The sequence below is a fragment of the Bacteroides sp. ET71 genome, assembly GCF_023336905.1.
Lineage (GTDB): Bacteria > Bacteroidota > Bacteroidia > Bacteroidales > Bacteroidaceae > Bacteroides.
Genome location: NZ_JAMBLS010000022.1, coordinates 16,179 through 40,766, shown reverse-complemented (window position 1 = coordinate 40,766; position 24,588 = coordinate 16,179). Strand labels below are relative to the sequence as shown.

Annotated in this window: 19 protein-coding genes; 10 read left to right on the top strand and 9 right to left on the bottom strand. The window is 57.7% G+C overall.

Going from position 1 to position 24,588, the window contains the following annotated elements; genetic code table 11:
- Nucleotide 1: 1 nt before the first annotated feature.
- A complete protein-coding gene (locus tag M3090_RS11235) occupies nt 2-409 on the top strand; it encodes a hotdog fold thioesterase (protein ID WP_249056298.1) in 408 nt (135 codons plus the stop codon).
- Between the two features lie 51 nt (nt 410-460).
- On the opposite strand, the gene M3090_RS11230 is transcribed toward M3090_RS11235, so the two are convergent.
- Together M3090_RS11230 and M3090_RS11225 are read right to left on the bottom strand one after the other, a co-directional pair.
- A complete protein-coding gene (locus tag M3090_RS11230; RefSeq protein WP_410553242.1) occupies nt 461-1,375 on the bottom strand; it encodes a DUF3108 domain-containing protein in 915 nt (304 codons plus the stop codon).
- Nucleotides 1,302-3,263 (bottom strand): Ig-like domain-containing protein, encoded by a 1,962-nt coding sequence (locus tag M3090_RS11225; RefSeq protein ID WP_410553241.1) that lies wholly within the window; start codon nt 3,261-3,263, stop codon nt 1,302-1,304. Before M3090_RS11225 ends, M3090_RS11230 begins: the two co-directional genes overlap by 74 nt.
- 414 nt (nt 3,264-3,677) lie before the next feature.
- Here M3090_RS11225 and M3090_RS11220 point away from each other — a divergent pair, with 414 nt between their 5' ends.
- The 4 genes from M3090_RS11220 (at nt 3,678) to lpxA (ending at nt 10,684) form a co-directional block, all read left to right on the top strand.
- Nucleotides 3,678-4,853, top strand: coding sequence for an efflux RND transporter periplasmic adaptor subunit (locus M3090_RS11220; RefSeq protein ID WP_249056293.1), 1,176 nt, complete (start codon nt 3,678-3,680; stop codon nt 4,851-4,853).
- 122 nt (nt 4,854-4,975) lie between these two features.
- Nucleotides 4,976-8,404 (top strand): efflux RND transporter permease subunit, encoded by a 3,429-nt coding sequence (locus tag M3090_RS11215; RefSeq protein WP_249056291.1) that lies wholly within the window; start codon nt 4,976-4,978, stop codon nt 8,402-8,404.
- Nucleotides 8,405-8,515: 111 nt separating this feature from the next.
- Nucleotides 8,516-9,898: a TolC family protein gene (locus M3090_RS11210; protein WP_249056289.1), complete on the top strand. Its 1,383-nt coding sequence runs from the start codon at nt 8,516-8,518 to the stop codon at nt 9,896-9,898.
- 18 nt (nt 9,899-9,916) lie between these two features.
- A complete protein-coding gene (gene lpxA, locus M3090_RS11205; protein WP_249056287.1) occupies nt 9,917-10,684 on the top strand; it encodes an acyl-ACP--UDP-N-acetylglucosamine O-acyltransferase in 768 nt (255 codons plus the stop codon).
- A 145-nt stretch (nt 10,685-10,829) separates the two neighbouring features.
- Here the strand turns inward: lpxA and M3090_RS11200 are convergent, their stop codons facing one another.
- The 3 genes from M3090_RS11200 to M3090_RS11190 are packed head-to-tail and all read right to left on the bottom strand — an operon-like array spanning nt 10,830 to nt 13,891.
- Nucleotides 10,830-11,480, bottom strand: a complete 651-nt coding sequence (locus tag M3090_RS11200; RefSeq protein WP_249056285.1) for a carbohydrate-binding family 9-like protein — start codon at nt 11,478-11,480, stop codon at nt 10,830-10,832.
- Nucleotides 11,481-11,496: 16 nt separating this feature from the next.
- Nucleotides 11,497-12,582: a phosphotransferase enzyme family protein gene (locus M3090_RS11195; RefSeq protein WP_249056283.1), complete on the bottom strand. Its 1,086-nt coding sequence runs from the start codon at nt 12,580-12,582 to the stop codon at nt 11,497-11,499.
- A gap of 40 nt (nt 12,583-12,622) precedes the next feature.
- The gene (locus M3090_RS11190) at nt 12,623-13,891 is read right to left on the bottom strand and encodes a DUF2851 family protein (protein ID WP_249056281.1); all 1,269 of its coding nucleotides are present in this window, start codon (nt 13,889-13,891) and stop codon (nt 12,623-12,625) included.
- Nucleotides 13,892-14,264: 373 nt separating this feature from the next.
- On the opposite strand from M3090_RS11190, the gene dapB reads away from it, so the two are divergent.
- Genes dapB through M3090_RS11170 form a run of 4 tightly spaced genes read left to right on the top strand, consistent with a single transcriptional unit; the run spans nt 14,265 to nt 18,192 of the window.
- Complete coding sequence (gene dapB, locus M3090_RS11185; RefSeq protein WP_249056279.1) at nt 14,265-15,029, top strand: 4-hydroxy-tetrahydrodipicolinate reductase; 765 nt, start codon at nt 14,265-14,267, stop codon at nt 15,027-15,029.
- Between the two features lie 19 nt (nt 15,030-15,048).
- The gene (locus M3090_RS11180; RefSeq protein WP_249056277.1) at nt 15,049-16,575 is read left to right on the top strand and encodes a S26 family signal peptidase; all 1,527 of its coding nucleotides are present in this window, start codon (nt 15,049-15,051) and stop codon (nt 16,573-16,575) included.
- Nucleotides 16,576-16,577: 2 nt separating this feature from the next.
- A complete protein-coding gene (lepB, locus tag M3090_RS11175) occupies nt 16,578-17,504 on the top strand; it encodes a signal peptidase I (protein WP_249056275.1) in 927 nt (308 codons plus the stop codon).
- A 19-nt stretch (nt 17,505-17,523) separates the two neighbouring features.
- Nucleotides 17,524-18,192 (top strand): WbqC family protein, encoded by a 669-nt coding sequence (locus M3090_RS11170; protein WP_249056273.1) that lies wholly within the window; start codon nt 17,524-17,526, stop codon nt 18,190-18,192.
- Between the two features lie 168 nt (nt 18,193-18,360).
- Here the strand turns inward: M3090_RS11170 and M3090_RS11165 are convergent, their stop codons facing one another.
- Nucleotides 18,361-20,583 (bottom strand): glycoside hydrolase family 3 C-terminal domain-containing protein, encoded by a 2,223-nt coding sequence (locus tag M3090_RS11165; RefSeq protein WP_249056272.1) that lies wholly within the window; start codon nt 20,581-20,583, stop codon nt 18,361-18,363.
- 189 nt (nt 20,584-20,772) lie between these two features.
- Between M3090_RS11165 and M3090_RS11160 the strand changes: the two genes are divergently transcribed.
- Nucleotides 20,773-21,363: an epoxyqueuosine reductase QueH gene (locus M3090_RS11160; RefSeq protein ID WP_249056270.1), complete on the top strand. Its 591-nt coding sequence runs from the start codon at nt 20,773-20,775 to the stop codon at nt 21,361-21,363.
- On the opposite strand, the gene pfkA is transcribed toward M3090_RS11160, so the two are convergent.
- From pfkA to M3090_RS11145, 3 genes are all read right to left on the bottom strand, one after another.
- Nucleotides 21,356-22,342, bottom strand: a complete 987-nt coding sequence (pfkA, locus tag M3090_RS11155; protein WP_249056269.1) for a 6-phosphofructokinase — start codon at nt 22,340-22,342, stop codon at nt 21,356-21,358. The genes M3090_RS11160 and pfkA overlap by 8 nt on opposite strands.
- 140 nt (nt 22,343-22,482) lie before the next feature.
- Entirely contained in the window at nt 22,483-22,674 is a 192-nt protein-coding gene (locus M3090_RS11150) for a hypothetical protein (RefSeq protein ID WP_249056267.1), read from the bottom strand.
- A gap of 664 nt (nt 22,675-23,338) precedes the next feature.
- A complete protein-coding gene (locus tag M3090_RS11145) occupies nt 23,339-24,580 on the bottom strand; it encodes a M16 family metallopeptidase (protein WP_249056265.1) in 1,242 nt (413 codons plus the stop codon).
- Between the last annotated feature and the right edge of the window lie 8 nt (nt 24,581-24,588).

Below are 24,588 nucleotides of genomic sequence, written 5' to 3'. Positions count from 1 at the left end.
CATGACTCCACAAGAATTTTTCAAGGGAGACCACTTCGCCGGCCGGATAGGTATCGAACTGCTGGAGGTAAAAAGGGGGTATGCCAAAGCGCACATCACCATTACCGCCGAGCATCTCAATGCGGGAGGATGTACGCAAGGCGGAGTGCTCTTCACACTGGCAGACTTGGCATTGGCGGCAGCGGCCAACTCATACGGGGAGTTGGCTCTGTCGCTTTCGTCGCATATCCATTTTTTGCGCACCAGCGGCGTAGGAGACACGCTCTGTGCCGAAGCCCGCGAACGCTACGTAGGGCGTACGACGGGCTGTTACCAGGTGGACATCACCAACCAACGGGGAGAATTGATTGCTGTGTTCGAATCCAGCGTATTCCGAAAAGGCGATGCGCTTCCCTTCACGCTGCCGTAGCGCAGGAGGGGAAGGCATCTTCGTGTCCATGCAGCCGACTGTCGCGCGGCTTTATTTCACCAACGAAGTCAGGGGATAGCGGTTGCCGGTGACGCCCGTAAAGAATGCCTTGGCCGAACCGAAGCTGAGATACATGTCCAGACGGATGGGCAGATGGTTGTCATCGTCGGAGATGAAGAAAGTGATGATTTCGTTTTCCTTGCCTTTCTCGTCGTATTCCACAAAGGAGAAGACGAGGCAGCGATACGTGTGTCCATCTTTGGCCTCTACGTCTTCAACACCCCGGTAAATAAGTGTCTGCTGTTCCACACGGCGGCCGGTGGCCATGGGGAAATGTATCTTGTCGCCCACCTGGTAGTCTTCGGCACGCCAGGAGCGAGCTTGTCCCAAGATGCTGAGCATGTCGAAAATGCAAAGGCTGTCACTGTATTCCATTTCTTGCGTTTCGCGGTCGGCGGGTTTATACCAGGTGCGACGCTGCTTGACATAGGATGTCCCGTCTTTGTACGAGAACCAGGCTTCGTCCCGAGTGTGGCGTTTGCCCTCTTCGGCGGCTTTGCAGAAGTAGAGCGGTTCCAGGCGGTCGGTGACATGGCAGGTCAGCGTGTCGCGCATCTTGAAGAAGAAGTCGGCGCGCTTGCTGGTGTGCGACTTCAGCCGGAAGCAGTATCCGGGCTTTCCTTGATACTCGGTGGAGTCGGTGGTCAGTTCGGCATATCCTACTTTTATCCAGATAAATTTCCAGTTGAACATCAAATCGTAGGAAATGTGTTCGCCGGGCAAAAAGGCTGTGTTTTTGGCCGTGCACTGAGCTTGCGCCTCGGTTGTGGCAACCCAGGCCGTCAAGAGCATCATCAGGAGGACAGCGCCTATGCGTTTGCCCATTCTCTCACTAATAGCTATAGCCCCGGCCACTGTTGCCCGAGCTGCTACGGTTGTTCCGGTTTTTGTTTCGTTTGTCTTCATCCGGTTTTTGTTTTTTCAGTTCGTCAGGTTTTTGTTTATCGCGAGGCCGGTCCTTGATATCCCAGCTTTGCGTCAAGTCGAAATTAGCTTTCACTTCTATCACTTGCCAGTAATAGTAGACAGACTCGGGTTGCAGCTTGCGTGCATAGTCGCCCGTGTCCCACTGTCCGTTGTGATTGGTGTCTTCAATGAGGCGGGCACAGTATTTCCCGGGATTGAGGTAATAGAAGTCGGCCCGCCCTTGGGTGAGAGGCACGGTGCGCAGGACTTTGTCTTGTGCGTCAAGCAGCTCGACAAAAGATGCGGAATCGGCTCCGACAACGTCGAAGAATATCTGTCCGTAGTCTTCCAGTTTCTTGGCCTTGAATTCTTTTTTCACTTTGTCGGTGAAGAGGCCGTAGAGTCCGTGTATGGCGGTAGAGTCGACCTCGAAGGCATAGCTTTCGCCGGGCGTCCAGTCGGCAAAGATGTTGTAGAGTTTGATGTCGGCCGTGTCTTGTTGCAGCTCGAAGGGGATGTCTGTCCACAACGTATCGACCTTCTGCCGGAGGTGTATGGCGGTCGTGTCTATGCTGGCCACGGGTTCGGTGAAGGTCAGTGTCAGGTAGTCATAGATGTCCATAGCCGAGGGAGCGTAGACTTCCATTGACAGGAACTCGGTGTCGGGCGGTTCGGGTTCGTCGCCTTTCTTGCGGCGTTTCTTCCGCTCTTTTTCTTTCTTCTCGCGTTCCTTGGCTTTTTCTTCTTCGCTCTTGGGCTTGACTTTCGACACAAGGGCCAGCGTATCGGTGCGGGGCACCAATTGGTTCAGGGTGTCGGTGTAGAGATAGGAGAGGCGCATCTTCAGCGTGTCCTGCTGGTAGATGAGCGAGTCTTTTATCCAATAGTCCAACGTGTCGATGCGGCCGGTAGGCTTTTCAATGATGAAGGCGTCCGTGGCATCGAAATTCAGGCCCTCGAGCAAGGGCAGGGTGTCGGCCGGTGCGGTAAAGCACAGGGTGAATTTGTGCATGACGGAACGTTCTGCCTTGGCCAAGCGCTGGGCGCGGGTGGTGTGTTCCTTGAAGGCGAACAGAAGGAGGTCGTCCGGCAGATAGTGTGTGTAGGCACGTGGGATAATGGTGTCATAGGTCAGCGTGTCTATCCACATCGTGTCCTGCGCTACGCGGGGTTCGCTGGTGGGTATGACCAGTGAATCGTTGAAAGCGATGTTTTCCGACGGTTGCGAGAAGAAGTAGTTCTGGTCGGCGTCCTGCAAGCCATAGATGCGGTAGCGTCCGGGCGCAATGCCACGGATGGAAAAACGGCCCCGGCTGTCGGTTCGCCCCACGCGGTCAAAGGGCAAGGCAGTGAAAGCCGAGTCTTCCAGGTTGGCGTGCAGGCCTACCAGCATGCCTTTCACCGGCTCGAGGTTGGAGGCATTGAGCAGGGTGCCCGAGACGACCATCGAGTCGAGGCGCTCGCCGGTGGCGAAGGTAAAGGCGAAATCGTAGAGCGGATTGCTCTCGTTGTTGTCCTCGATAGCGTCGGAGAAGTCGATGGTGTATGTCATGTCCGGTTTGAGCGTGTCTTGCAGGTTAATCACCACTTTCTTGCCGCGCGTCTTGATGTCAGGTTGCTGTACCTGCGGAGGCGAAATCACCACTTTCTCGCTGGCGTTCTCCAGCTTGATGTATTCGTCAAACTCAATGGTCACCCGCCTGCGGTCATAGTTCAATCCGCCCGGCTGCGGTGTGCTGCGCACAAAAACGGGCGGGTCTTCGTCAATAGGCCCTCCTTCAATGCGTCCCACGCTGGCACACGAGTACAAGATGCCCGCTGCCAGCAATAATCCCGCCCCACGGCGAAAGAAAAGTTTCGTTCTCTTGCTCATTCGTAACATAACCATTCAACAAAGTGCAAAAATAAAGCTAATCGCGCAATAAGGGACACGGAATTACGTAATTTTAACCCAAGAGCGCTTTCTTTCCTTCTTCCGCACCGGAAACGTGCCTCCGCCGGACAAGAAGCACACTCCGCACGGACAAAAAGCAACGTCCTTTCGGGGCATTTACAATCTTTTGTCAAACAAATGCTTACAAAATGTTCCCAAAGGAGTTTATCCGAAAAAGAATCTTTTCTCTTTCAAAACATAGTTAAAAAAGAAGGGGAACCCATCACTTATATAAGAAGAAAAGCCTAAATTTGCGGCCGAAAACTGAAATAGCGAAATCAGTTTTCTTATTTCGTCATACGCTTCCCGTACGACGGGAAAAAGCCAAAAGTGTGAATTATATCAGATTATAGCGAACAAAAAATGATTATGAAGAGTAGATTAGTATTACTGGCTTGTTGCCTGGCACTGCTGAGCAGTTGCAAAAACGGCAACAACGGTGAAGCGAAAGCACCCGAGTACGCAGTGATTACCACACAGGCCACCACTGCCCACCTGACAAACAGCTACCCGGCCACCATCAGGGGCAAGCAAGACGTCGAAATCAGACCGATGGTCAGCGGATTCATCACGAAACTGCACGTAGACGAAGGCTCCGTCGTGAAGAAAGGGCAAGTCTTGTTCACCATCGACCAAGTGCAGTACAAAGCCGCTGTCGAAACAGCCAAAGCCGCTGTCGAAACAGCCAAAGCCGCCCTGCAAACCCAAGAGCTGACTACGGTGAACAACCGCGAACTGAACAAAAAAGGCATCGTCAGCGATTACCAACTGAGCACCTCTGAGAATCAATTGGCACAAGCCAAAGCCTCGCTAGCTCAGGCTCAAGCAAACCTGACTAACGCTGTGCGCAACCTGGAATATACCGAAGTGACCAGCCCCAGCGACGGCGTGGTAGGGCAAATCCCTTACCGTGTAGGAAGCCTCGTAAGCGCCTCGATGTCCACCCCGATGACCACCGTGTCCGACATCTCCGAGATGTACGCCTACTTCTCCATGACCGAACGCCAGTTGCTCACCATGATTCGCGAAGGCGGCTCGATGGAAGAAATCCTGGCCAAACTGCCCAAGCTCAACCTGAGCCTTATCGACGGCACCATCTATCCCGACAGTGGACGCGTGGAAACCATCAGCGGCGTCATCGAACCCACCACGGGTTCGGTCAGCATGCGCGCCATGTTCCCCAACACACACAACGTGCTGCGCAGCAACTCCACGGGCAAAGTCATCTTCCCGAACCTGCTGACAGACATCATCCTCATTCCGCAATCGGCTACTACGGAAATCCAGGACAAGAAATTCGTCTTTGTCGTACAGCCCGACAACACGGTGAAGAACACCGAAATCCAGGTGTATAGCCTGAACGACGGACAGAACTATTACGTGACAGGCGGACTGAAGGCCGGCGACAAAGTGGTGATAGAAGGCGTACAGGCACTGAACGACGGACAGGCCATCACCCCCATCACTCCTGCCGAAAAAGAAGCTGCCTACCAGAAAGCTTTGGAAGACCAGAAGAACGGAAACATACAAACCGCATTCCAATAAACAATAAGTTGACAAGGGAACAAGCAGACAAGTCAACAAGCCCACAAGGCGGCAAGGGAACAGATTCCCGCCCCATAGCCTTGTTAACTGCCAACTTGTCCATAAAAAAATATAAGTAACGTATGAACTTAGCTAGATTTATAAACCGTCCGGTACTGTCAACAGTAATCTCCATCCTGTTGGTCATCCTGGGCTTCATCGGCCTGGCCACGTTGCCCGTCACCCAGTACCCGGACATCGCGCCACCTACCATCAGTGTGAGCGCCACCTATACGGGCGCCAATGCCCAGACCGTGCTGAACGCGGTCGTCTCGCCGTTGGAAGACCAAATCAACGGTGTAGAAAACATGATGTACATGACCTCCGACGCCTCCAACAACGGCTCGGCCACCATTACCGTCTATTTCAACCAGGGTACGGACCCGGACATGGCACAGGTGAACGTGCAAAACCGTGTGACCGCCGCCGAAGGTCTGCTGCCACAGGAAGTAACGCAAATCGGTGTGACCACCCGTAAGCGTCAGTCGTCCATGCTGATGATCTTCACCATCTACGACATGGAGGACAAGTACAACATCGAGTTCATCGAGAACTACGCCAACATCAACATCATCCCCGAAATCAAGCGTGTGTCCGGCGTGGGCGATGCCTTCGTGATGGGTGCCGACTACTCCATGCGTATCTGGCTGAAGCCGGACGTGATGGCACAATACGGTCTGATTCCCTCGGACATCAGCAGTGTGCTGGCCGAACAAAACATCGAGGCCGCACCGGGACAGTTCGGCGAACGCAGCAACCAGACCTTCCAGTACACCATCCGCTACCGCGGACGTCTGCAAACGACCGAAGAATTTGAGAACATCGTCATCAAGTCACTGCCCGACGGAGAACTGCTGCGCCTGAAAGACGTGGCCGACATCGAACTGGGACGTAACACCTATGGCTTCGACGCCACCGTGGACGGTCACAAGGGTGTCAGTTGTATCGTGTTCCAGATGGCTGGTACCAACGCTACGGAAACAATCCAAAACTTGGAAAAGGTGCTGGATGACATGAAAAAGAACATGCCTGCCGGCATCGGAGTCAACATCGCCCAGAGCGCCAACGACTTCCTCTTCGCCTCCATTCACGAAGTAGTGAAGACATTGATTGAGGCCTTCATACTGGTATTCATCGTAGTGTACATCTTCCTTCAGGACATGCGCTCTACGCTGATTCCGGCCATCGCTATTCCCGTGGCCTTGATTGCCACATTCTTCGTACTGAAGATTATCGGTTTCAGTATCAACCTGCTGACACTCTCGGCCATGGTGCTCGCCATCGCCATCGTCGTCGATGACGCCATAGTCGTCGTCGAAGGCGTCCATGCCAAGCTGGACCAAGGCTACAAGTCGGCCCGTCTGGCAGCCATCGACGCCATGCACGAACTGGGCGGCGCCCTGGTATCCATTACGCTGGTCATGATGTCCGTGTTCATCCCCGTGAGCTTCATGGGCGGCACGGCCGGTACGTTCTACCAGCAGTTCGGTCTGACCATGGCCATCGCCATCTTCTTCTCGGCTGTCAACGCCTTGACACTAAGTCCCGCATTGTGCGCCATCTTCTTGAAGCCCCACAATGCCGACGGACATAATGCACCGTTGAAAGAACGCATCGGCACCGCTACCAAAGAAGCCCGCAAGATTTGGATACAGCGCTACGCGCAAGGCCTCGGCAAATTCATGAAGCCGAAGCTCACCATCCTCTTCACTGTCGTGGCCATCATAGGCATGATATTCGGTCTGTTCAGCTTCAGTGAGCACCCGATACTCTGCCCCATCTTCATTGTCATCAGCGTCTTGGCCGTAGCCGGCATGACCACAGACAAGTTCAAGCAGACGTTCAATTCAGACTACGACTCCATCTTGGGCAAGTACAAGAAACAAGTGCTGAAGTTCATCCAGAAGCGTTGGCTGAGCGCCGGCATGGTGGTAGGCTCCATCGTCTTGCTGGTGGTATTCATGCAAATCACCCCGACAGGCATGGTGCCCAATGAAGACACGGGTACTATCATGGGTGCAGTCACACTGCCTCCCGGCACCTCGCAGGAACGCGCCCAGAAGATTCTGGCCCGTGTAGATAGCCTGGTAGCTGCCGAGCCCGCTGTGGCATCACGCACCGTCATCTCGGGTTACAGCTTCATCGGCGGTCAGGGTCCCGGCTACGGCTCTATCATCATCAAACTGAAGCCATGGGAAGAACGTTCGACCATGCAGAACTCTACCATCGTCTACGCTACCTTGTTCATGCGTGCACAGAAGATTATTAAAGAAGCACAAGTTCTGTTCTTCGCTCCGCCTATGATTCCGGGTTACTCAGTATCCACAGACATTGAGTTGAACATGCAGGATAAGACGGGCGGCAGCTTGGACCGCTTCTATTCGGTGGTACAGGATTACATGGCTGCCTTGGAGGAACGTCCGGAGATTACTTCGGCTGCTACTAACTTCAACCCGAACTTCCCGCAATACCAGTTGGATATCGACGCAGCCGCTTGTAAGCGCGCCGGCATCAGCCCCAGCAGCATCCTGAGCGTGATGCAGGGATACTACGGCGGTTTGTATGCGTCCAACTTCAACAGTTTCGGTAAGATGTATCGTGTCATGATTCAGGGTGAACGTGACGCAACGAAAGACTTGGAGTCACTGGAAAGCATCAAAGTACGCAACGAAGACGGCGAGATGGCACCTGTCAGCCAGTTCGTGAAGTTGACCAAGGTGTACGGCCCGGATGTAATCAACCGTTTCAACCTTTACACATCCATGAAAGTGATGGTAGCTCCGGCCACAGGTTATACTTCCGGTCAGGCATTGCAGGCCATTACCGAGGTAGCCGAACAGAATCTGCCAGCCGGTTTCGGTTACGAATTGGGCGGTATGGCACGTGAAGAAGCCGAGACGAGCGGCAGTACCACAGGATTAATATTCCTGCTTTGCTTCGTCTTCGTCTACCTGTTGCTGAGTGCCCAGTACGAAAGTTACATCCTGCCGTTGGCCGTATTGCTGTCCGTGCCGTTCGGTCTGATGGGTAGCTTCATCTTCGTAAACGGTGCCAGCCTCATCGGAGGCATACCTGCTTTGCAAATGATCATAGGAACCATGTCTAACAACATCTACATGCAGATTGCCTTGATCATGTTGATGGGCCTGTTGGCCAAGAACGCCATCCTTATCGTAGAGTTCGCTCTCGACCGCCGCAAGATGGGTATGAGTATCACGTGGGCCGCCGTGCTTGGTGCAGGTGCCCGTCTGCGTCCTATCTTGATGACATCACTGGCTATGGTCATCGGTTTGTTGCCGTTGATGTTCGCCAGCGGTGCCGGTGCCAATGGCTACCGTACACTGGGAACTTCGGCCATCGGTGGTATGTTAATCGGTATGATACTGCAAATCTTTATTGTACCGGCCTTGTTCGTAGCCTTCCAATACTTGCAAGAGAAGTTCAAGCCAATGGAATGGGACGACGTAGACAACTCGGATGCCGAAGCTGAGATAGAACAATACAGCAAATAATAACTCCATGAAGAATGAAGAACCGTTGCCGGAAAGCCCAATAAAAGCTTTGCCCAAGCTCCGCTCTTCATTCTTCATCCTTAAGTTCTTCATCAAAAAGAATTATATTATATGAAAGGAAAGATTATCACCCTGATGTGTGCGACGGCTCTGCTGAGCAGTTGTCATATCTATAAAGCATACGACAGGCCGGAAGATATCATGGCCGAGGGACTGTATCGTGACACAGCTTTGGTGAACGACACGCTGGCCTCGGACACGAGCAATTTCGGGAACCTGCCTTGGCGGGAAGTCTTTACTGACCCGCAGTTACAAAACTATATAGAGCAAGCTCTGGACAATAATGCCGACCTGCGCAGTGCCGCACTTAATGTAGAGCAAGCCCAAGCTGCGCTCATGTCTGCCCGCCTGGCCTACCTGCCGCAACTGGCACTTTCGCCGCAAGGCACCATCAGCAGTTGGGACAAAGGGAAGGCTTCACAGACTTACTCGCTTCCTGTCACCGCGAGCTGGCAAATCGATTTATTCGGCCAAATTCTGAATCCGAAACGAAATGCACAAGTGTCGCTGAGACAAGCCAAGTACCAGCAACAGGCCGTGCAGACGCAGCTCATCGCCAACACGGCGTACATTTACTACACATTGCTCATGCTGGACCGCCAACTGAGCATCACGGAACAAACTGCCGATGTGCTGAAAGACAATCTGGAGACCATGATTGCGATGAACGAGTATGGCAACGTGACCAGTGCCGCCATTGAGCAGAGCCGCAGTGCTTACGCACAGGTGGTTGCCTCGCTGTCCGACCTGCGCCAGAGCATCACAGAAACGGAAAACTCGTTCTGCCTGATACTGAACCAGCCTGCACAACATGTCGAGCGTGGCGTGCTGGAAGACCAGCAACTGCCCACCGAATTTTCGGCCGGAATATCGCTGCAGCTTCTTTCCAATCGTCCGGACGTGCAGGCCGCAGAAATGTCGCTGGCAGCATGCTACTATAACACCAACAGCGCCCGCGCCGCTTTCTATCCGCAAATAACCCTAAGTGGTTCGGCCGGATGGACCAACAGTGCCGGTTCGGCCATCGTCAACCCGGGCAAGCTGCTGGCTTCGGTCATCGGTTCGCTGACGCAACCGCTGTTCTACCGGGGGACGAACATCGCCCGCCTGCGCCAAGCACGTGCTCTTGAGGAACAAGCCAAAATCAGTTTCCAAACGGCTCTGCTGAATGCCGGCAACGAGGTGAGCAACGCCCTTGCCTTGTACCAGAATACAAGCCAAAAAACCGAAATGCGTACCCTGCAAGTAAATTCTGCCCGCAAAGCTGCGGAAGATACACGGGAATTGTTTAACTTAGGCACGTCAACTTACCTGGAGGTGCTGTCGGCCCAGCAAAGCTATCTCAGCGCCCAATTGTCCGAGGTAGCTGATACGTTCGACCAGATGCAGGCCGTCATCAACCTGTATCAAGCATTGGGCGGAGGAAGAGAATAACTTTAACCTTTCAATATCATGATTAGTCCTTTAGCATACGTTGATCCTGCCGCAAAGCTCGGCAAGAACGTAACAGTACAACCTTTCGCCTATATTGAAGGCGATGTAGAAATCGGCGACGACTGTATCATCATGTCGGGCGCGCACATCCTGAACGGTACCCGCATGGGACGGAAAAACACCGTACACCACGGAGCCGTGCTGGCCAGCGTGCCTCAAGACTTCCACTATGAGGGAGAAGACAGCCTGTTGCTTATTGGTGACGAGAACGACATCCGCGAGAACGTGGTTGTGGCACGTGCCACATACGCCGAAGGCGGAACACGCATCGGAAACGGTAACTTCCTGATGGACGGCACGCACTTGTGCCACGATGTCCAGATAGGCAACCACTGCGTGCTGGGCATCCGCAGCATGGTGGCCGGCGAGAGCCAGGTGGACGACTGCACCATCTTGAGCAGCAACGTCATTGTGCAGCAACACTGTCACATCGGCAGTTGGGTGCTGATACAATCTGGCTGCCGCATCTCGAAAGACGTGCCGCCTTACGTCATCATGGCCGGGAATCCGGTGCAGTACCACGGTATCAACGCTGTCGTGCTGCAGCACAAGAGCCAGGTGACGGAACGTGTGTTGCGCCACATTGTAAACACTTACCGGCTGGTGTATCAAGGCAACTTCAGCATACAAGACGCGGTGCTGAAGATTCAAGACCAGATTCCGATGAGCGATGAAATCCACAACATCGTAGACTTCATCAAGAACTCGAAAGGCATTGTGAAGTAAGCCAAGATGATTATTCCAAAGAAGAGGCTATGCCGACAGTGGCATAGCCTCTTCTTTTTGTACCCGCTGTGACCCGTCGTCAGGGGGCACAGACACCCTTCGTCAAGGGTAACGGTGACTCGTCGCCAGGGGTCACGGTGACCCTTCACTCCAGGTGCAGCAGCCCGAAGAACTGCGGGCAATGGAAGTCGGGCTTAGGCAGGTCGATGGGGTTCCACGACAGGAAGTGGGGCGTCTGCAACAAGTCTCCGCACTTATAGAAGTTGGCACGGATGTCGCGCCCCGCGAATGAACCCAGCTCGTGCAAGAAGAAGGTGGATGCAGGAATGATGAGCGCCACTTCCCAATTGCACGCGCCGATGCGTTCGGCAAAAGGTTCACGCCCCAGGCTGGCCCAACGCTGCACGCGGTCCAATACGGCCTGCGGTGCCCGTTGACGTCCCTCGCGGGCAGCACCGGCCCCCACCAGCAGTGTACCGGCACAGTTACACTCCAGATTATAGTACACGCCGTCGCCGGCAGGGACGGAGAAGAACTCCACGCAGGAATCTTCCCACACCCGCCCGTTGTCGGCAGGCGCCGTGGCCCGGACAGAGGCTTCGCGCACCTGGAAGTGCAGCAACAGCGAATCATCCGTGTGCGCCAGGCGGAACTGCACGGAAGGCCGGTACGGGAACTCCTCCCAGTTGACCGTAGCTACGGGCTGGAAATCTATCTTCTCTTGGTCTAACAGCGCGGGGATGGCCTCGACGGGCAGATGGGCCGCGCTCACTCTCTTGATGGTCAGTTCGTTCATGATGTTCACAACTAATTTACTTCATATATCGGTCGATAAAAGCGCGCATTTTCTCTTGGTTGGCCTCCACACGCTCCAGCAGCCTGAACTGGGTAGCTGTGCGCACCAGGTTATGCCCGGGATAGTCCGTCTTGTAGTACGTATCCCCGTTGAGATAGTCCGTCAGGAAGCGCACGCATTGCATGTAAGGAAAAAGGGCTACCCCATAGGGCAGGTTCTCGATTTCCACGGGCTGTAAGAAGAGAGTCGCCGAGTCCAGGTAGCCTTGGGTAAAGGAGTAGAAGATGTCCAGATTGAAGTCCACGCGGTCCAGGTCCCGTTCGTCTTCGGCAGCGGTATTGGCCGCCGTGCGCAGGAAGTCGCCGTAGTCGGAGAAGACGAACGACGGCATCACCGTGTCCAGGTCGATGACACAAAGCGCGTCTCCCTCCTGGTCGAACAAGATGTTGTTCACCTTCGTGTCGCAGTGACAGATGCGTTTGGGCAACGCTCCCTCGCGGTGCAGGCGTTCGGCCAGACACATCCGGTCGGCGCGCTGCTCTATCTCGTCCAAGTATCGTCCGACCTCCTTCACCCGTCCGGCCGCGTCGGCCTCGACGGCCTGGTGCAGTTGGCGGAGGCGCAGCTCCATGTTGTGGAAGTCGGGGATGGTTTCCACGAGGGGGTCGGGCAGGTCGACCAGCATAGCTTCGAACCTGCCGAATGTCTGGCCTGTGGCGTAGGCAGAATGAAGGCTCACCACGTCGAGCGTCCGCGTGCGGGGAATGAAGACCGACAGTCGCCAGTAGGACGTGCCGTCGTGCCAATACGTTTTCCCTTCGTCCGTGGACAGGAAGCGCAGCACCTTGCGGTCGACGTCTTTCTCGCCACGCGCCTCGAGCTTGCGGCGGATGTGGTTCGTTACGGCTTCGATGTTCCGCTGCAGCCCGTCCACGTCGCGGAAGACGCGATGGTTGATGCGTTGCAGCACATAGTCGGGCGCGTCGGGCTCGCCCGTCGTCACCCGATAGGTGTCGTTTATCAAGCCCGTCCCCAAGGGGCGGATATCGCTCACCGTCCCTTGCGGATGAAAGTGGCTTACGATGCTTAAGAGTTCGTTCATATCCATTGATTCATAAAAAGTTTCTTCCGACAGCAGGCAGTCAGCCCAGCTTCAGGTATTCGTAGCCGAAGCGGCAGCGCAGGCAGTCGCGCTTGTCACAATACTCCTTTTGCAACTGCAGCACGGCCTGCGAGTCGGCAGCCGACTGCACGGCCAGTCCCGCTTCGGCCCAGCTCCGAATGATGCGGTTGTTTTCGGGCTGCAACGTTTCGAGGAAGCGCAAAGCCCGGTCGCACAAGGCATCGTCCGCCCGATACAGCCCATAGGCGTAGAAGAAGGGAACCACCGTGTTCAGCACCAGCAAATCCAGCGTCGCCCGGCTCAGGCTGCCCGTCCGGCGGGCAGAGGGCTTGCCGAAACTGTAATGCACCGTCCAATAGTCTGCCAGACGGACGTTGAACAGGCTTCTCACCGCATCGGGCTGTTCTGCTTCCAGCACGCGCGAGAGCAGGCTCTGTTCCCGATGATAAATACTGGCCAACTGTGCCAGCCGCACGTGCGGGAAACCGGCGGGACGCAGGCGCAGGAAACGCCATTGCTCGCGCGGCAACGGTTCGGACAGGCTGAACTTGCGGCTCAGATAGGCATATTCGCGGCACAAAGAGCGGGCGTAGTCGTCAGCGGACGTTTCGTCCAGCAGCCCCGCCGTGCCGAAAAAGAGGGCTTCCACTTGGAAGAGGCTGTCGCGGTGCTTGTCCACGGCACGGAACGGCAGGCGCAAGGCCCACGCCTCGAAGGCATCGCTGTTCAGGCCGAAACCGAAGTTGCGGGCCAGGGTCACAAAGAAAGCATCTTCCCAACGGCTGTCGCAACGCTTCAGACGCTCGCCGACGGCCTGCGCCTTCTGCCGGAGGCGCTCGGTCTGCAACGAAGCCAGCCAACTGTGCACCTTCAGGAGCGGCAGCTCCGACAGCAACCGGCGGCAGGGCGGACAAGCATCGGACAGGCACAACTCGTCGTAACGACGGCGCACACTGTCGGGACAAGGCAAAAGCAGTTGCGGGATGGGCTCACCGTCCGTGCGGCACACGTCGCAGTCGGCCTCCCCCACCACGTGCAGCACCACGCGGTCGTAAGCCCGGTCGCGGTCGTGCCCGTGGCGCAGCCAGTCCGAAGCACGGTCGTGCACCTCGACATCTCCCGCCCACAGCGTCCCGCCAATCTTCACCTTGGCGTTAAAGAAGTCGGGCCCTGCATGGCAATTGGGCAGACCGGGGTCAATGACCTCCAGCGCCTCGCCGCCCGTCGTCCGCAAAGGCTGCAACGGGTAGATGCGGTGTCGCCAAACGTAATGCAGCAGTTGTTCCATGGCATCCAATCGGTTTATCGTTGCCAAAGGTAAGAGAAATAATGCGGATTGCAAACTTTTACGCCGTATTTTAGTCGACGGAGGCTCACTCATCGCTCACGGCCGGCACGTTAACCTAACGATAACCTAACGTTAACGTACGACGAGCGGAGAACGACGTATCTTTGCCCACGCCGGACAAGAGCCGCGCCTCTGCCGGACACGGAGCACGCCCCGTCCGGACACGGAGCAACCGCCCGCCGCACCCCCGCCCGAACGCTCCAGGCAGGCGGCGGGCGGTTAAAAAATGAGAAAACTTGCCCCGCATGGTGAGAAAAGCATTATCTTTGCGACATACTGTATAGTTAAACAACCTATAAACAACCGACAGACAATGAAAATAGCATTGATAGGCTACGGCAAGATGGGCAAAGAGATAGAACGCATCGCCCGCAGCCGTGGACACGAAATCGTCAGCATCATCGACCTGGACAACCAGCAAGACTTTGAGTCGGACGCCTTTCGCAGCGCCGACGTCGCCATAGAGTTCACCAACCCCCGCGCCGCTTACGGCAACTACCTCCGGGCCTTCCGCGCCGGAGTCAAGGTAGTGTCGGGCAGTACAGGATGGCTCGACGAACACGGCGACGAGGTGCGCCGCCTCTGCACGGACGAAGGGAAGACACTGTTCTGGTCGTCCAACTTCAGCCTGGGCGTGGCCATCTTTTCGGCCGTCAACAAGTACCTGGCACGCATCATGAACCAATTCCCCGAATACGACGTGGCGATGGAAGAGACGCACCACATCCACAAGCTGGACGCACCGAGCGGCACCGCCATCACCCTGGCCGAAAGCATCGTGCAGAACCTCGACCGCAAGACGCGCTGGGTGAAAGGCACCCTGACGGCGCCCGACGGCACGCTGAGCGGCACCACGCAGTGCGCCCCCGACGAGCTGCCCGTCAGCTCCGTACGCCGCGACGAAGTGCCGGGCATACACAGCATCCGCTACGACTCGGCCGCCGACAGCATCACCATCACCCACGATGCCAAAAACCGCAGCGGCTTTGCCCTGGGAGCCGTGCTGGCCGCCGAATACACCGCGCAGCACACGGGTATGTTGACCATGGAAGACCTCTTCCCCTTTCTGAAAGAATAACGACACATAAGAAAAACGCATGGAATTCACCAACAATCCTAAACTCGACCGCCCCAAGACACGCCGCAAGAGCGCGTGGATAAAGTTCACCGTCGTCACCCTGCTCTACCTCCTCTTCCTCATCTGGATTCGTAGCTGGTGGGGACTCATCGTCCTGCCCTTCATCTTCGACGCCTACATCACGAAGTTCATCCCCTGGGGATTCTGGAAACGGTCGAAGAACGCAGCCGTGCGCAGCGTCATGAGCTGGGTAGACGCCATCGTCTTCGCCCTGGTGGCCGTCTACTTCGTCAACCTATACTGGTTCCAGAACTACCAGATACCGTCGTCCTCGCTCGAAAAGTCACTGCTGGTGGGCGACTTCCTCTACGTCAGCAAGCTGAGCTACGGCCCGCGCGTGCCCCAGACACCGCTGTCCATGCCCCTGACGCAACACACGCTCCCGCTGCTCAACTGCAAGTCCTACCTGGACTGGCCGCACTGGGACTACAAGCGCGTACCGGGCTTCGGACGGGTGAAGCTGAACGACATCGTAGTGTTCAACTTCCCTGCCGGCGATACCGTGGCGCTGAACCACCAGATGGAGGACTTCTACTCGCTCTGTTACCGCGAAGGCCGGCGCCTCTACCCCAACCCCGTGCAGATGGACAGCCTGACGCGCACGCAGCAACGCGCCATCTATGACCTCTACTACGAAGGCGGGCGCAAGTACGTGCTGGACAACCCGCAGATGTATGGCGACATCGTAGTGCGCCCTGTCGACCGACGGGAGAACTACGTGAAGCGCTGCACGGGCCTGCCGGGCGACACGCTGCAAATCATCGACGGGCAACTGTACCTGAACGGCAACGCCGTCCCCAATCCGGAGAACCTGCAATTCAACTACTTCGTGCAGACCACCGGGCCGCTCATCCCCGAGACCATCTTCCGCGAACTGGGCATCAGCAAGGACGACCAATGGCTCTTCCCGGCCAACGACGCGGAAAGCCTGGCCGTACTGGTCTCGATGGGCCTCGACGCCACCGACACGCAGGGACGACCCGCACCGGTCTACCACCTGCCTCTGACGCAGAAGATGTATGACACGCTGGCAGGCAACAAACGCCTCGTTGCCCGCATCGTGCGCGAACCGGCCGCCTACGGGGGCGACGTCTATCCGCTGAACCTCTACACCCGGTGGACGCGCGACGACTACGGCCCCGTGTGGATTCCCGCCAAAGGCGCCTCCATCCGCCTGACCGAAGACAACCTGCCCATCTACCGCCGCTGCATCGAAGCCTACGAAGGCAACACGCTGGAGCAACGCGCCGACGGCATCTACATCAACGGCCAGAAAACGGACACCTATACGTTCCAGATGGACTACTACTGGATGATGGGCGACAACCGCCACAACTCGCTCGACTCGCGCTACTGGGGCTTCGTGCCCGAAGACCACGTGGTGGGCAAGCCGCTGGTGGTATGGCTCTCGCTGGACAAAGACCGCGACTGGTTCGACGGAAAGATACGCTGGGACCGCCTGTTTAAGTGGGTAGACAACAACTAAGCATGAAACGGGTACGGAAGACACTGATAGCCCTGGCCGCGGCGGTGCTTGTCGGAGCACTGCTGCGCACGTGCGTGGTCACTTCCTACCTCATCCCCTCGACCGGCATGGAGAACTCGCTCTACCAGGGCGAGCGCATCGTGGTGAACAAATGGAGCTACGGGCTGCGCCTGCCCTTCATGCAGTGGTGGGGCTATCAACGCTGGGCCTCCCGCCCTGTCGAACGGGAAGACATCATCGTCTTCAACAACCCGGGCAATCTCCGCCAACCGCTCATCAGCCGCCGCGAAGCCTTCATCGGGCGGTGCATCGGCACGCCGGGCGACACGCTGCTGGTCGACTCGCTGTTCAATGCCGTATCGTCCGAAAGGCTTGCCCCCGACCAGAAGTTCCTCTTCGCCTATCCGCTGGAGTTGGAAGGCCAGATAGACTCGCTACTGGCTGTGCTCGACATCCGTTCGCCCCTGCTGGGCAGCGATTCGGCACGCCACATCCGGGGCTTCAGCCGCTACGAACGCTACCTGCTGGAACAGGCCACCGACACCGACCTGCAACTGACGCCGCAGACCGGCACGGACACGAAGCTCTACCCGCTCGTCATCCCCGGACGCGGACACGGCGTGCGCGTCCGCCCCTGGAACCGCACGCTGCTGTGCAACACCCTGCTGCTGCACGAGGGGCGCGACGCCTACATCAAGGGTGACACCCTCTACGTGGACGGCCAACCGGCAGACTCGTGCTCTTTCAGCCAAGACTATTACTGGGTCGCAGCCAACAACGACGCCAACCTGTCCGACTCGCGCCTCTTCGGCTTCGTGCCGCAAGACCACGTCATCGGCCGGGCGGCCCGCATCTGGTTGTCGAAAGAACAAGGCACCCCGCTCTTCAGCGGCTACCGCTGGGAGCGCATCGGGATGCGCGTGCAATAACTCTACCATCTCCTCTGACATGAACACCGTATTGCTATCTACCGCCTACTTAGCCCCCGTGGAGTATTACGCGAAATTGTACCGTTATGACCGCGCCTGCGTGGAGCAGCACGAGCACTACGTGAAACAGACGTACCGCAACCGCTGCACCATTGCCGCGCCCGACGGCCCGCTGGCACTGACTGTACCCACCGTGAAGCCCGACACGCCGAAATGTTCCACGAGGGACATCCGCATCTCCGACCACGGCAACTGGCGTCACCTGCATTGGAACGCCCTCGAATCGGCCTACAACCACACGCCGTTCTTCGAATACTACAAAGACGAGTTTCGCCCGTTCTACGAGCACAAGTACGAGTTCCTCATCGACTTCAACGAGGCCCTCTGCCGCTTGGTGTGCTCGCTCATCGACCTTTCTCCCCGCATGGAACGCACCTCCGCCTACGAGGCCGCGCCCGCCCGGGCCGACGACTTCCGCGAACGCATTCATCCGAAGAAAGACTTCCGCACGGAAGACCCGCTGTTTCATCCCCTCCCCTACTACCAGGTGTTCCAGTCGCGGCTGGGCTTCCTGCCCAACCTGAGCATCGTGGACTTGCTGTTCAACATGGGCCCGGAAAGCCTGTTGGTGCTGCGCGACAGCCACGACCCTCTCCCCGCCCCCGCTTCCGCCCCCGCCGAACCATAGCCGTGCCCCGTCCGGACAAGAGCCGTACCCGTTCCGAACAAGAGCCGCGCCCATTCCGAACAAGAGCCGCGCCCATTCCGAACAAGAAGCAACGCCCCGTCGAAGCACAAAAAAAGCGCGGCCGCAGAGCCGCGCTTTTCCGAACGCATCGTTCTATCTGTCAATACCTTATTCCAGTTCGAAAGCTACCTTTCCCTTGATATCGGCAGCCGAAGCGGCCACGATGGCCTCGAACTTGCCCGGCTCGGCCACCCACCGGTGTTGGTCGGCGTCGAAGAAACTCAAGGCATCCTTGCGCAGGGTGAAGACGACTTCTTTCTCCTCTCCCGGAGCCAAGCGGACTTTTTGGAAGCCCTTCAATTCCTTCACCGGACGGGGCAGCGAAGCCTTCACGTCGCTGACGTAGAGTTGGACGACCTCCTGGCCCTCGCGCGAGCCGGTGTTCTTCACGCGGACGCGGACAGTCACCGAGCCGTCGGCAGTCATCACCGCGTTATCCACCGTGGGCTTGCCGTATTCGAAGGTGGTGTAGCTCAATCCATAACCGAAGGGGAAGAGCGGCTTCGTCTTCTTCTGCTTGTCCGCCCAGCGGTAGCCCACGAAGATGCCTTCGTTATACCGGACGTTCACCGTGTCCTGCGTGCGCGTGCCGGTATATTCGCCCAGTTGGTGCGCGGGAACATCCTCCAGCCTTGCGGGGAAGGTGAACGGCAATCGTCCGCTGGGATTGACGTCGCCCACCAACACGGCGGCCAGCGACGTGCCTGCTTCCGACCCGAGGTACCAATCCTGGACGACGGCGGGTACCCGGTCCAGCCACGGCATGGCGACAGCGTTGCCCGAGATATTAACTACAATCAGATTCTTGTTGGCCTGGGCCAGCGCCTCTATCACGCGGTCTTGCCCGTAGGGCAGTTCCAGCCCGGCGCGGTCGGAGTCCTCGCAATCCTGGCCCGCGCTCTTGTTCAGCCCGCCGATGAACAAGACGCAGTCGGCGTCGCGCGCCGCCTCCACGGCCTCGGCAATGAGTTCTTCGGGCGTGCGGTCGTCGCGCAAGTCCTGCCCCGTCACCACGCCGTTGTACTCTCCGCTGGCATCGCCCACATAGCCGCGTGCATACACCACCTCGGCCCGTCCGGACACGCGCCGGCGGATGCCTTCGAGCGGGGAAATCTCGCGCTGCACTTTCAGCGACGAGCTTCCGCCTCCGACGGTCATCATCTTCACGGCGTTCTCGCCGACGACAGCAATCTTTTTCACGGCTTCGAGGTTAATGGGGAGGACGTCTCCTTCGTTCTTCAGCAGCACGATGCCCTCCTCGCCAATCTGCCGGGCGGCAGCGTAGTGTTCCGGCGAGCACATCGAGCCGAAGGGCTTGCGCGTGTTCATGCTGGTCCGGAACATGAGGCGCAACACACGGCGCACTTTGTCGTCCAGCTCCCGCGTCGTCACCCGGCCCTCTTGGATGAGCTTCAGGTACGGCAGAGCCAAATAGTAGTTATCGTAAGCATTCGCGGCGCCGTTGCTCAGTCCGTCCGTCCAGCTTCCGAACTCCAGGTCGACGCCGTGGGCGATGGCCTGACCGGTATCGTGTATGCCGCCCCAGTCGGAAATGACCGCGCCGTCGAAGCTCCACTCGCCTTTCAGGATTTCATCCAGCAGGCGGGGATTCTGTCCGCAGTGTTTGCCCTCGTAAAGATTGTAGGCGCTCATGATGCTCCAAGCCTTTCCCTCTTGCACGGCGGCCTTGAAGGCGGGCAGGTAAATCTCGTAGAGCACGCGGTCGTCCACGATGACGTTGGTGTTGTGGCGGTTCACTTCGTGGTTATTCAGCGCATAGTGCTTGACGCAGACGGCCACGCCGTTGCTCTGCACGCCCTGCACATAAGGCACCACCATCCTGGAAGTCAGATAAGGATCTTCTCCAAAGTATTCGAAGTTGCGCCCGTTCAGGGGCGTGCGGTAGATGTTCACCCCGGGGCCCAGGAGCACGTCCTTTTCGCGGTAGCGCGCCTCTTCGCCGATGCTCCGGCCGTAGAGCAAGGCCATGTCGGGGTTCCAGGTGGCGGACAAACACGTCAGTGCGGGAAAGGCCACGCAAGAGTCATTGGTCCAGCCGGCTTGATCCCACTCGTCCCACAGCACTTCCGGACGAACGCCGTGGGGGCCGTCGTCTGTCCACAACTCCGGAATGCCCAAGCGGCGGACGCCCGCACTGCTGAACTTGGACTGCGCGTGAATCACGTCGATCTTTTCCCTTAACGTCATGCGTCCCAGCGCATCTTCCACTCTCTCCTCGATAGGCTTGCTGTCGTCCAAGTAGACGGGCTTCTGCTGGGCCGAGAGAGGGAGAGCCGCAGCCATAGCCAGCGTAAACAGAATTTTCTTCATACGATATAGTTGGATGATTCATGAACAATCAGGCAGGGGAAGCAGAAAACCGTCTTCCCGTTTCATTCCCCCAAAGGTAAGGAAGATTGCGGAGAAAAACTACAAAAATCGCACAAAACCGCCCGCCCCGGCGAACAGGGAAGCGGATTGTTGCGTATCTTTGCAGGGTTTATCAAGCATCCGACGCTCATGTTGTCCCTACAAACACCCAACGGGGACAGGCACGTGCTGTTGCATTCGTGCTGTGCCCCCTGTTCTTCCGCCATAGTAGAGTGTATGCTGGCCAACGGCATACGCCCCACCGTCTTTTACTGCAACCCCAACATCTATCCGCGCGAGGAATACGAAACGCGCAAACAGGAGGCCATCCGCTTCGTCACCGGCCAGGGCCTGGACTTTGTGGACGCCGACTACGACCACGCCCGGTGGCTGTCCGCCATGCAGGGTCTGGAGGACGAGCCCGAACGCGGCCGCCGCTGCCTGCGCTGCTTCACGCTGCGTCTGGAGGCCACGGCCGCCTATGCCGCCGAGCACGGCTTCCGCCTGTTCACCACCACCCTTGCCTCTTCGCGCTGGAAGAGCCTCGACCAAATCAACGAAGCAGGACGGGCCGCCGCCGCGCGCCACCCCGGCACCCTCTTTTGGGAACAGAACTGGCGCAAGGGCGGGCTGCAGGAACGGCGAAACCAGTTGCTCCGCGAATACCGATTCTACAACCAGCAGTATTGCGGCTGCGAGTTCAGCATGCGCAGGTTGGAGCAGGACCCGGCGGTCAGATAGAAAGCTCGTTGAGCACGCGAATCAGGCTTTTGTCCAACGGTTTGTCGTCCTTGATGGCTTGCACGAAGGGGACGTAAACCACCTCGTCGTTGTGTATGCCGACCATGACGTTGCGCTGTCCTTCCATCAGGGCCTCGATGGCTCCCACGCCGAGACGGCTGGCCAAGATGCGGTCGTAAGCGCTGGGCGCGCCGCCGCGTTGCAAGTGCCCCAAGATAGAGACGCGCACTTCGTAACCCGGGTACTCCTTGCGTACCCGTTCGGCATAGTGCATCGCCCCTCCGTCCTTCGGGCTTTCCGAAACGATGACGATGCTGCTGTTCTTCGTTTTGCGGAATCCCCGGCTGATGAACTGTTCCAATTGGTCGGCGTCGGTGCGGTCTTCGGGAATGATGGCCGCCTCGGCTCCGGAGGCGATGGCGCTGTTTTGCGCGAGGAAGCCCGCGTCGCGTCCCATGACCTCGACGAAGAAGATTCGGTCGTGCGAAGTCGCCGTATCGCGGATCTTGTCGACGCACTGCACGATGGTGTTCAGCGCAGTGTCGTAGCCGATGGTGCTGTCCGTGCCGTAGAGGTCGTTGTCGATGGTGCCGGGCAAGCCTATGCAGACCACGTCGTATTCCTCGGCCAAGGCGCGCGCCCCGGCCAGAGAGCCGTCGCCGCCGATGACGATGAGCGCCGAGATGTGCTCGCGCACGAGCGTCTCATAAGCCTTCTTCCTGCCCTCGGGGGTGGTGAAGGCTTCGGAGCGTGCTGTCTTCAGGATGGTTCCGCCGCGACAGATAATGCCGCTGACGTCTTGCGTGGTCAGTTCCCTCACTTCGCCGGCTATCAGGCCTTCGTAGCCCCGGTAGATGCCTTTCACTCCGAAGCCATTGTAGATGGCGCTGCGCGTCACGGCGCGAATGGCCGCGTTCATGCCCGAGGCGTCGCCCCCGGACGTCAGGATTCCGATGTATTTCTTTTCAGTCGTTTCCATTGCTTTTCCTCCTTTTTTCCGTGTTAATAGTAGGTTCATCTGTTGCTTACAAAAATCGTTCAAACGGTCTCCGTCGGCCAAGTTTTCTTCCTTGAAGGACATCTATTGTCAAGCATTGCGGCAGATATTCCGTCAAAATGTCACCCTCCCGCCAGCAGTGTCAGTACGGCGTCCAACTTCTTTTCCATCCGCTCCAGGCGGGCGTAGCATTCGCGCAGGTTGTCGCGCCGGACGACCGGGTGCAGCGTCGTGGCGTCTTTCTTTTCCGATTCTGCCGTCTTCCCCCGTGCCTCGTCTCTTCCGACACGGGGGGATTGAACTTCATTTTTCATACTGGTCAGGGTTAGGTTATAAGAAATCAGGGAATCTGTCGGCATGTAATTTGCTGGGGACAAGACGGACCGCAGCGGTTTCCCCGGCCTGTCGGAAAGGAATGTGTGATGAATGTCCGCATCGTTTCGGCCTCCGGCGGCTGTTCCTCCCAAGCCTTTTTAAGATGAGATAGTAAGAGTTAAGCGTGGGGAACTTTAGTATCACCCGCCCAGAAGTATCCCCATACTTGACAACAAACGTGGTAATACATAAAGCCCCACGCCTATATTTTCATGCAGTAGATGAGGATATAGTCCGTGGAGCGTCTTTGTATTATCCGGTGTCGTCGTCTGTTGAAATTGGGGATTTCCTGGACGCTGGATAATGCTAAAACGCTTTTTCTTGTCTTTTTGATTAAACTGTAGCAAATGTAAGCATAAAAAAGAAAGTAGCAAGCGGCGGGAGCGGATTTCACAAAAATTAGTTTTCCGCCGCCTCTGCCCCGCCGTGCCGCCCGGCGTCGCCGGAGACAGGCCGCCGGCCCGCGTGCGGAAGAGCCGCGCCTCTTGTCCGGACGAAGCGCGCTTCGTGTTCGGACGGGGCGCGGCTCTTGTTCGGAAGAAGCAAGCCGTTCATCCTGAACAGGTTGCAAAAAGCCGTTTCCGGCAGGCCGCCGGAGGGGATTCAATCGTAGACCAGCACGGAGAGCCGCTCTTCGGCCAGCACGTCGCCCGCCACGTCCAGCAGTTGGGCGGGCGTCAGGGCCTCGATGCGGCGGAACAGTTCGGACAGGGTCTCGTAGCGGTTGTAGTGCAGGAAGGTCTTGGCCATGCCGAGGGCGTTGTTCTCGTTGTTGTCCGAGGCGACGATGATTTGCCCGAGCAACTGCTTGCGGGCGGCTTCGAACTGGAGCGTGGTCAGTTGCCTGTCGCGCAGCCGTCGCAGTTCTTGGCGGGTCAGGCGCAGGCAGGTATCCACGTCGGCGGGGTCGCAGCCGAAGTAGATGGCGAACGCGCCCGTGTCGGTGTACGACGTCAGGTTGGACTCCACCGTGTAGACCAATCCGCGCCGCTCGCGCAAGGCCACGTTCAGGCGGCTGTTCATGCCGGGGCCGCCCAACAGGTTGTTCAGCAGGTAGAGCGCGGTGCGCCGCTTGTCGTAGGCGTCGTATCCGCGCCCGCCCACCATGACGTGGGCCTGGTGCGTGTCCCGGTGCAAGGTGCGGCGTTCGGGCACGTAGGGCGGCGGCGCGAGCCTCGCGTGCGCGCCCGTACCGGCAGGCACGTCGGCCAGCAGTTTGCCGGCCAGGCGGACCACCCGCTTGAAGTCCACGTCTCCGCGCACGAAGAAGACCATGTTGGCCGGGACATAGAGCCGCCCCGTGAAGGCGGCCACGTCGGCCGGAGCGAAAGCCTTCAGACGTTCGGGCGTGCCGAGGATGTTGCGCCCCAGCGGATGGCCCCGGAAGAGGAGGTCTTCGAAGTCGTCGTATATCAGTTCGGAAGGCGTGTCCTCGTACGACCGGATTTCGTCGATGACGACCTCTGCCTCCTTCTCCATCTCGCGCGGGGGAAAGGTGGAGTGGAACACGATGTCGGCCAGCAGCTCGAACGCCCGCGCGAAGTGTTCCACCGGGAAGGCGCAGTAGACCACCGTTTCCTCCTTGTTGGTGTAGGCGTTGAGGTCGCCTCCCACGTTCTCCATGCGGTTCAGTATGTGCCAGGCCTTCCGCTTGGCGGTGCCCTTGAACAGGAGGTGTTCGACGAAATGGGCCATGCCGTGCTCTTCGTCCCGCTCGTCGCGGGTGCCGGCGTCGATGGCGAATCCACAATAAGCCACCCTCGAGCGCACCGGCTCGTGCAACAGACGGAGGCCGTTGGGCAGCACGTGCACGCCCGGAGCAATGTCTTCTATCTGAGTATCCATGAGAACAG

Bases quoted from the DNA above. Each gene is read 5' to 3' on its own strand.
- M3090_RS11225 (WP_410553241.1), bottom strand. From the start codon at position 3,263: ATGGTTATGTTACGAATGAGCAAGAGAACGAAACTTTTCTTTCGCCGT.
- pfkA (WP_249056269.1), bottom strand. From the start codon at position 22,342: ATGGAAACGACTGAAAAGAAATACATCGGAATCCTGACGTCCGGGGGC.
- M3090_RS11190 (WP_249056281.1), bottom strand. From the start codon at position 13,891: ATGGAACAACTGCTGCATTACGTTTGGCGACACCGCATCTACCCGTTG.
- M3090_RS11170 (WP_249056273.1), top strand. From the start codon at position 17,524: ATGAACACCGTATTGCTATCTACCGCCTACTTAGCCCCCGTGGAGTAT.
- M3090_RS11210 (WP_249056289.1), top strand. From the start codon at position 8,516: ATGAAAGGAAAGATTATCACCCTGATGTGTGCGACGGCTCTGCTGAGC.
- M3090_RS11230 (WP_410553242.1), bottom strand. From the start codon at position 1,375: ATGAAGACAAACGAAACAAAAACCGGAACAACCGTAGCAGCTCGGGCA.
- lpxA (WP_249056287.1), top strand. From the start codon at position 9,917: ATGATTAGTCCTTTAGCATACGTTGATCCTGCCGCAAAGCTCGGCAAG.
- M3090_RS11195 (WP_249056283.1), bottom strand. From the start codon at position 12,582: ATGAACGAACTCTTAAGCATCGTAAGCCACTTTCATCCGCAAGGGACG.
- M3090_RS11180 (WP_249056277.1), top strand. From the start codon at position 15,049: ATGGAATTCACCAACAATCCTAAACTCGACCGCCCCAAGACACGCCGC.
- M3090_RS11200 (WP_249056285.1), bottom strand. From the start codon at position 11,480: ATGAACGAACTGACCATCAAGAGAGTGAGCGCGGCCCATCTGCCCGTC.
- lepB (WP_249056275.1), top strand. From the start codon at position 16,578: ATGAAACGGGTACGGAAGACACTGATAGCCCTGGCCGCGGCGGTGCTT.
- M3090_RS11235 (WP_249056298.1), top strand. From the start codon at position 2: ATGACTCCACAAGAATTTTTCAAGGGAGACCACTTCGCCGGCCGGATA.
- M3090_RS11145 (WP_249056265.1), bottom strand. From the start codon at position 24,580: ATGGATACTCAGATAGAAGACATTGCTCCGGGCGTGCACGTGCTGCCC.
- M3090_RS11150 (WP_249056267.1), bottom strand. From the start codon at position 22,674: ATGAAAAATGAAGTTCAATCCCCCCGTGTCGGAAGAGACGAGGCACGG.
- M3090_RS11220 (WP_249056293.1), top strand. From the start codon at position 3,678: ATGAAGAGTAGATTAGTATTACTGGCTTGTTGCCTGGCACTGCTGAGC.
- M3090_RS11160 (WP_249056270.1), top strand. From the start codon at position 20,773: ATGTTGTCCCTACAAACACCCAACGGGGACAGGCACGTGCTGTTGCAT.
- M3090_RS11215 (WP_249056291.1), top strand. From the start codon at position 4,976: ATGAACTTAGCTAGATTTATAAACCGTCCGGTACTGTCAACAGTAATC.
- M3090_RS11165 (WP_249056272.1), bottom strand. From the start codon at position 20,583: ATGAAGAAAATTCTGTTTACGCTGGCTATGGCTGCGGCTCTCCCTCTC.
- dapB (WP_249056279.1), top strand. From the start codon at position 14,265: ATGAAAATAGCATTGATAGGCTACGGCAAGATGGGCAAAGAGATAGAA.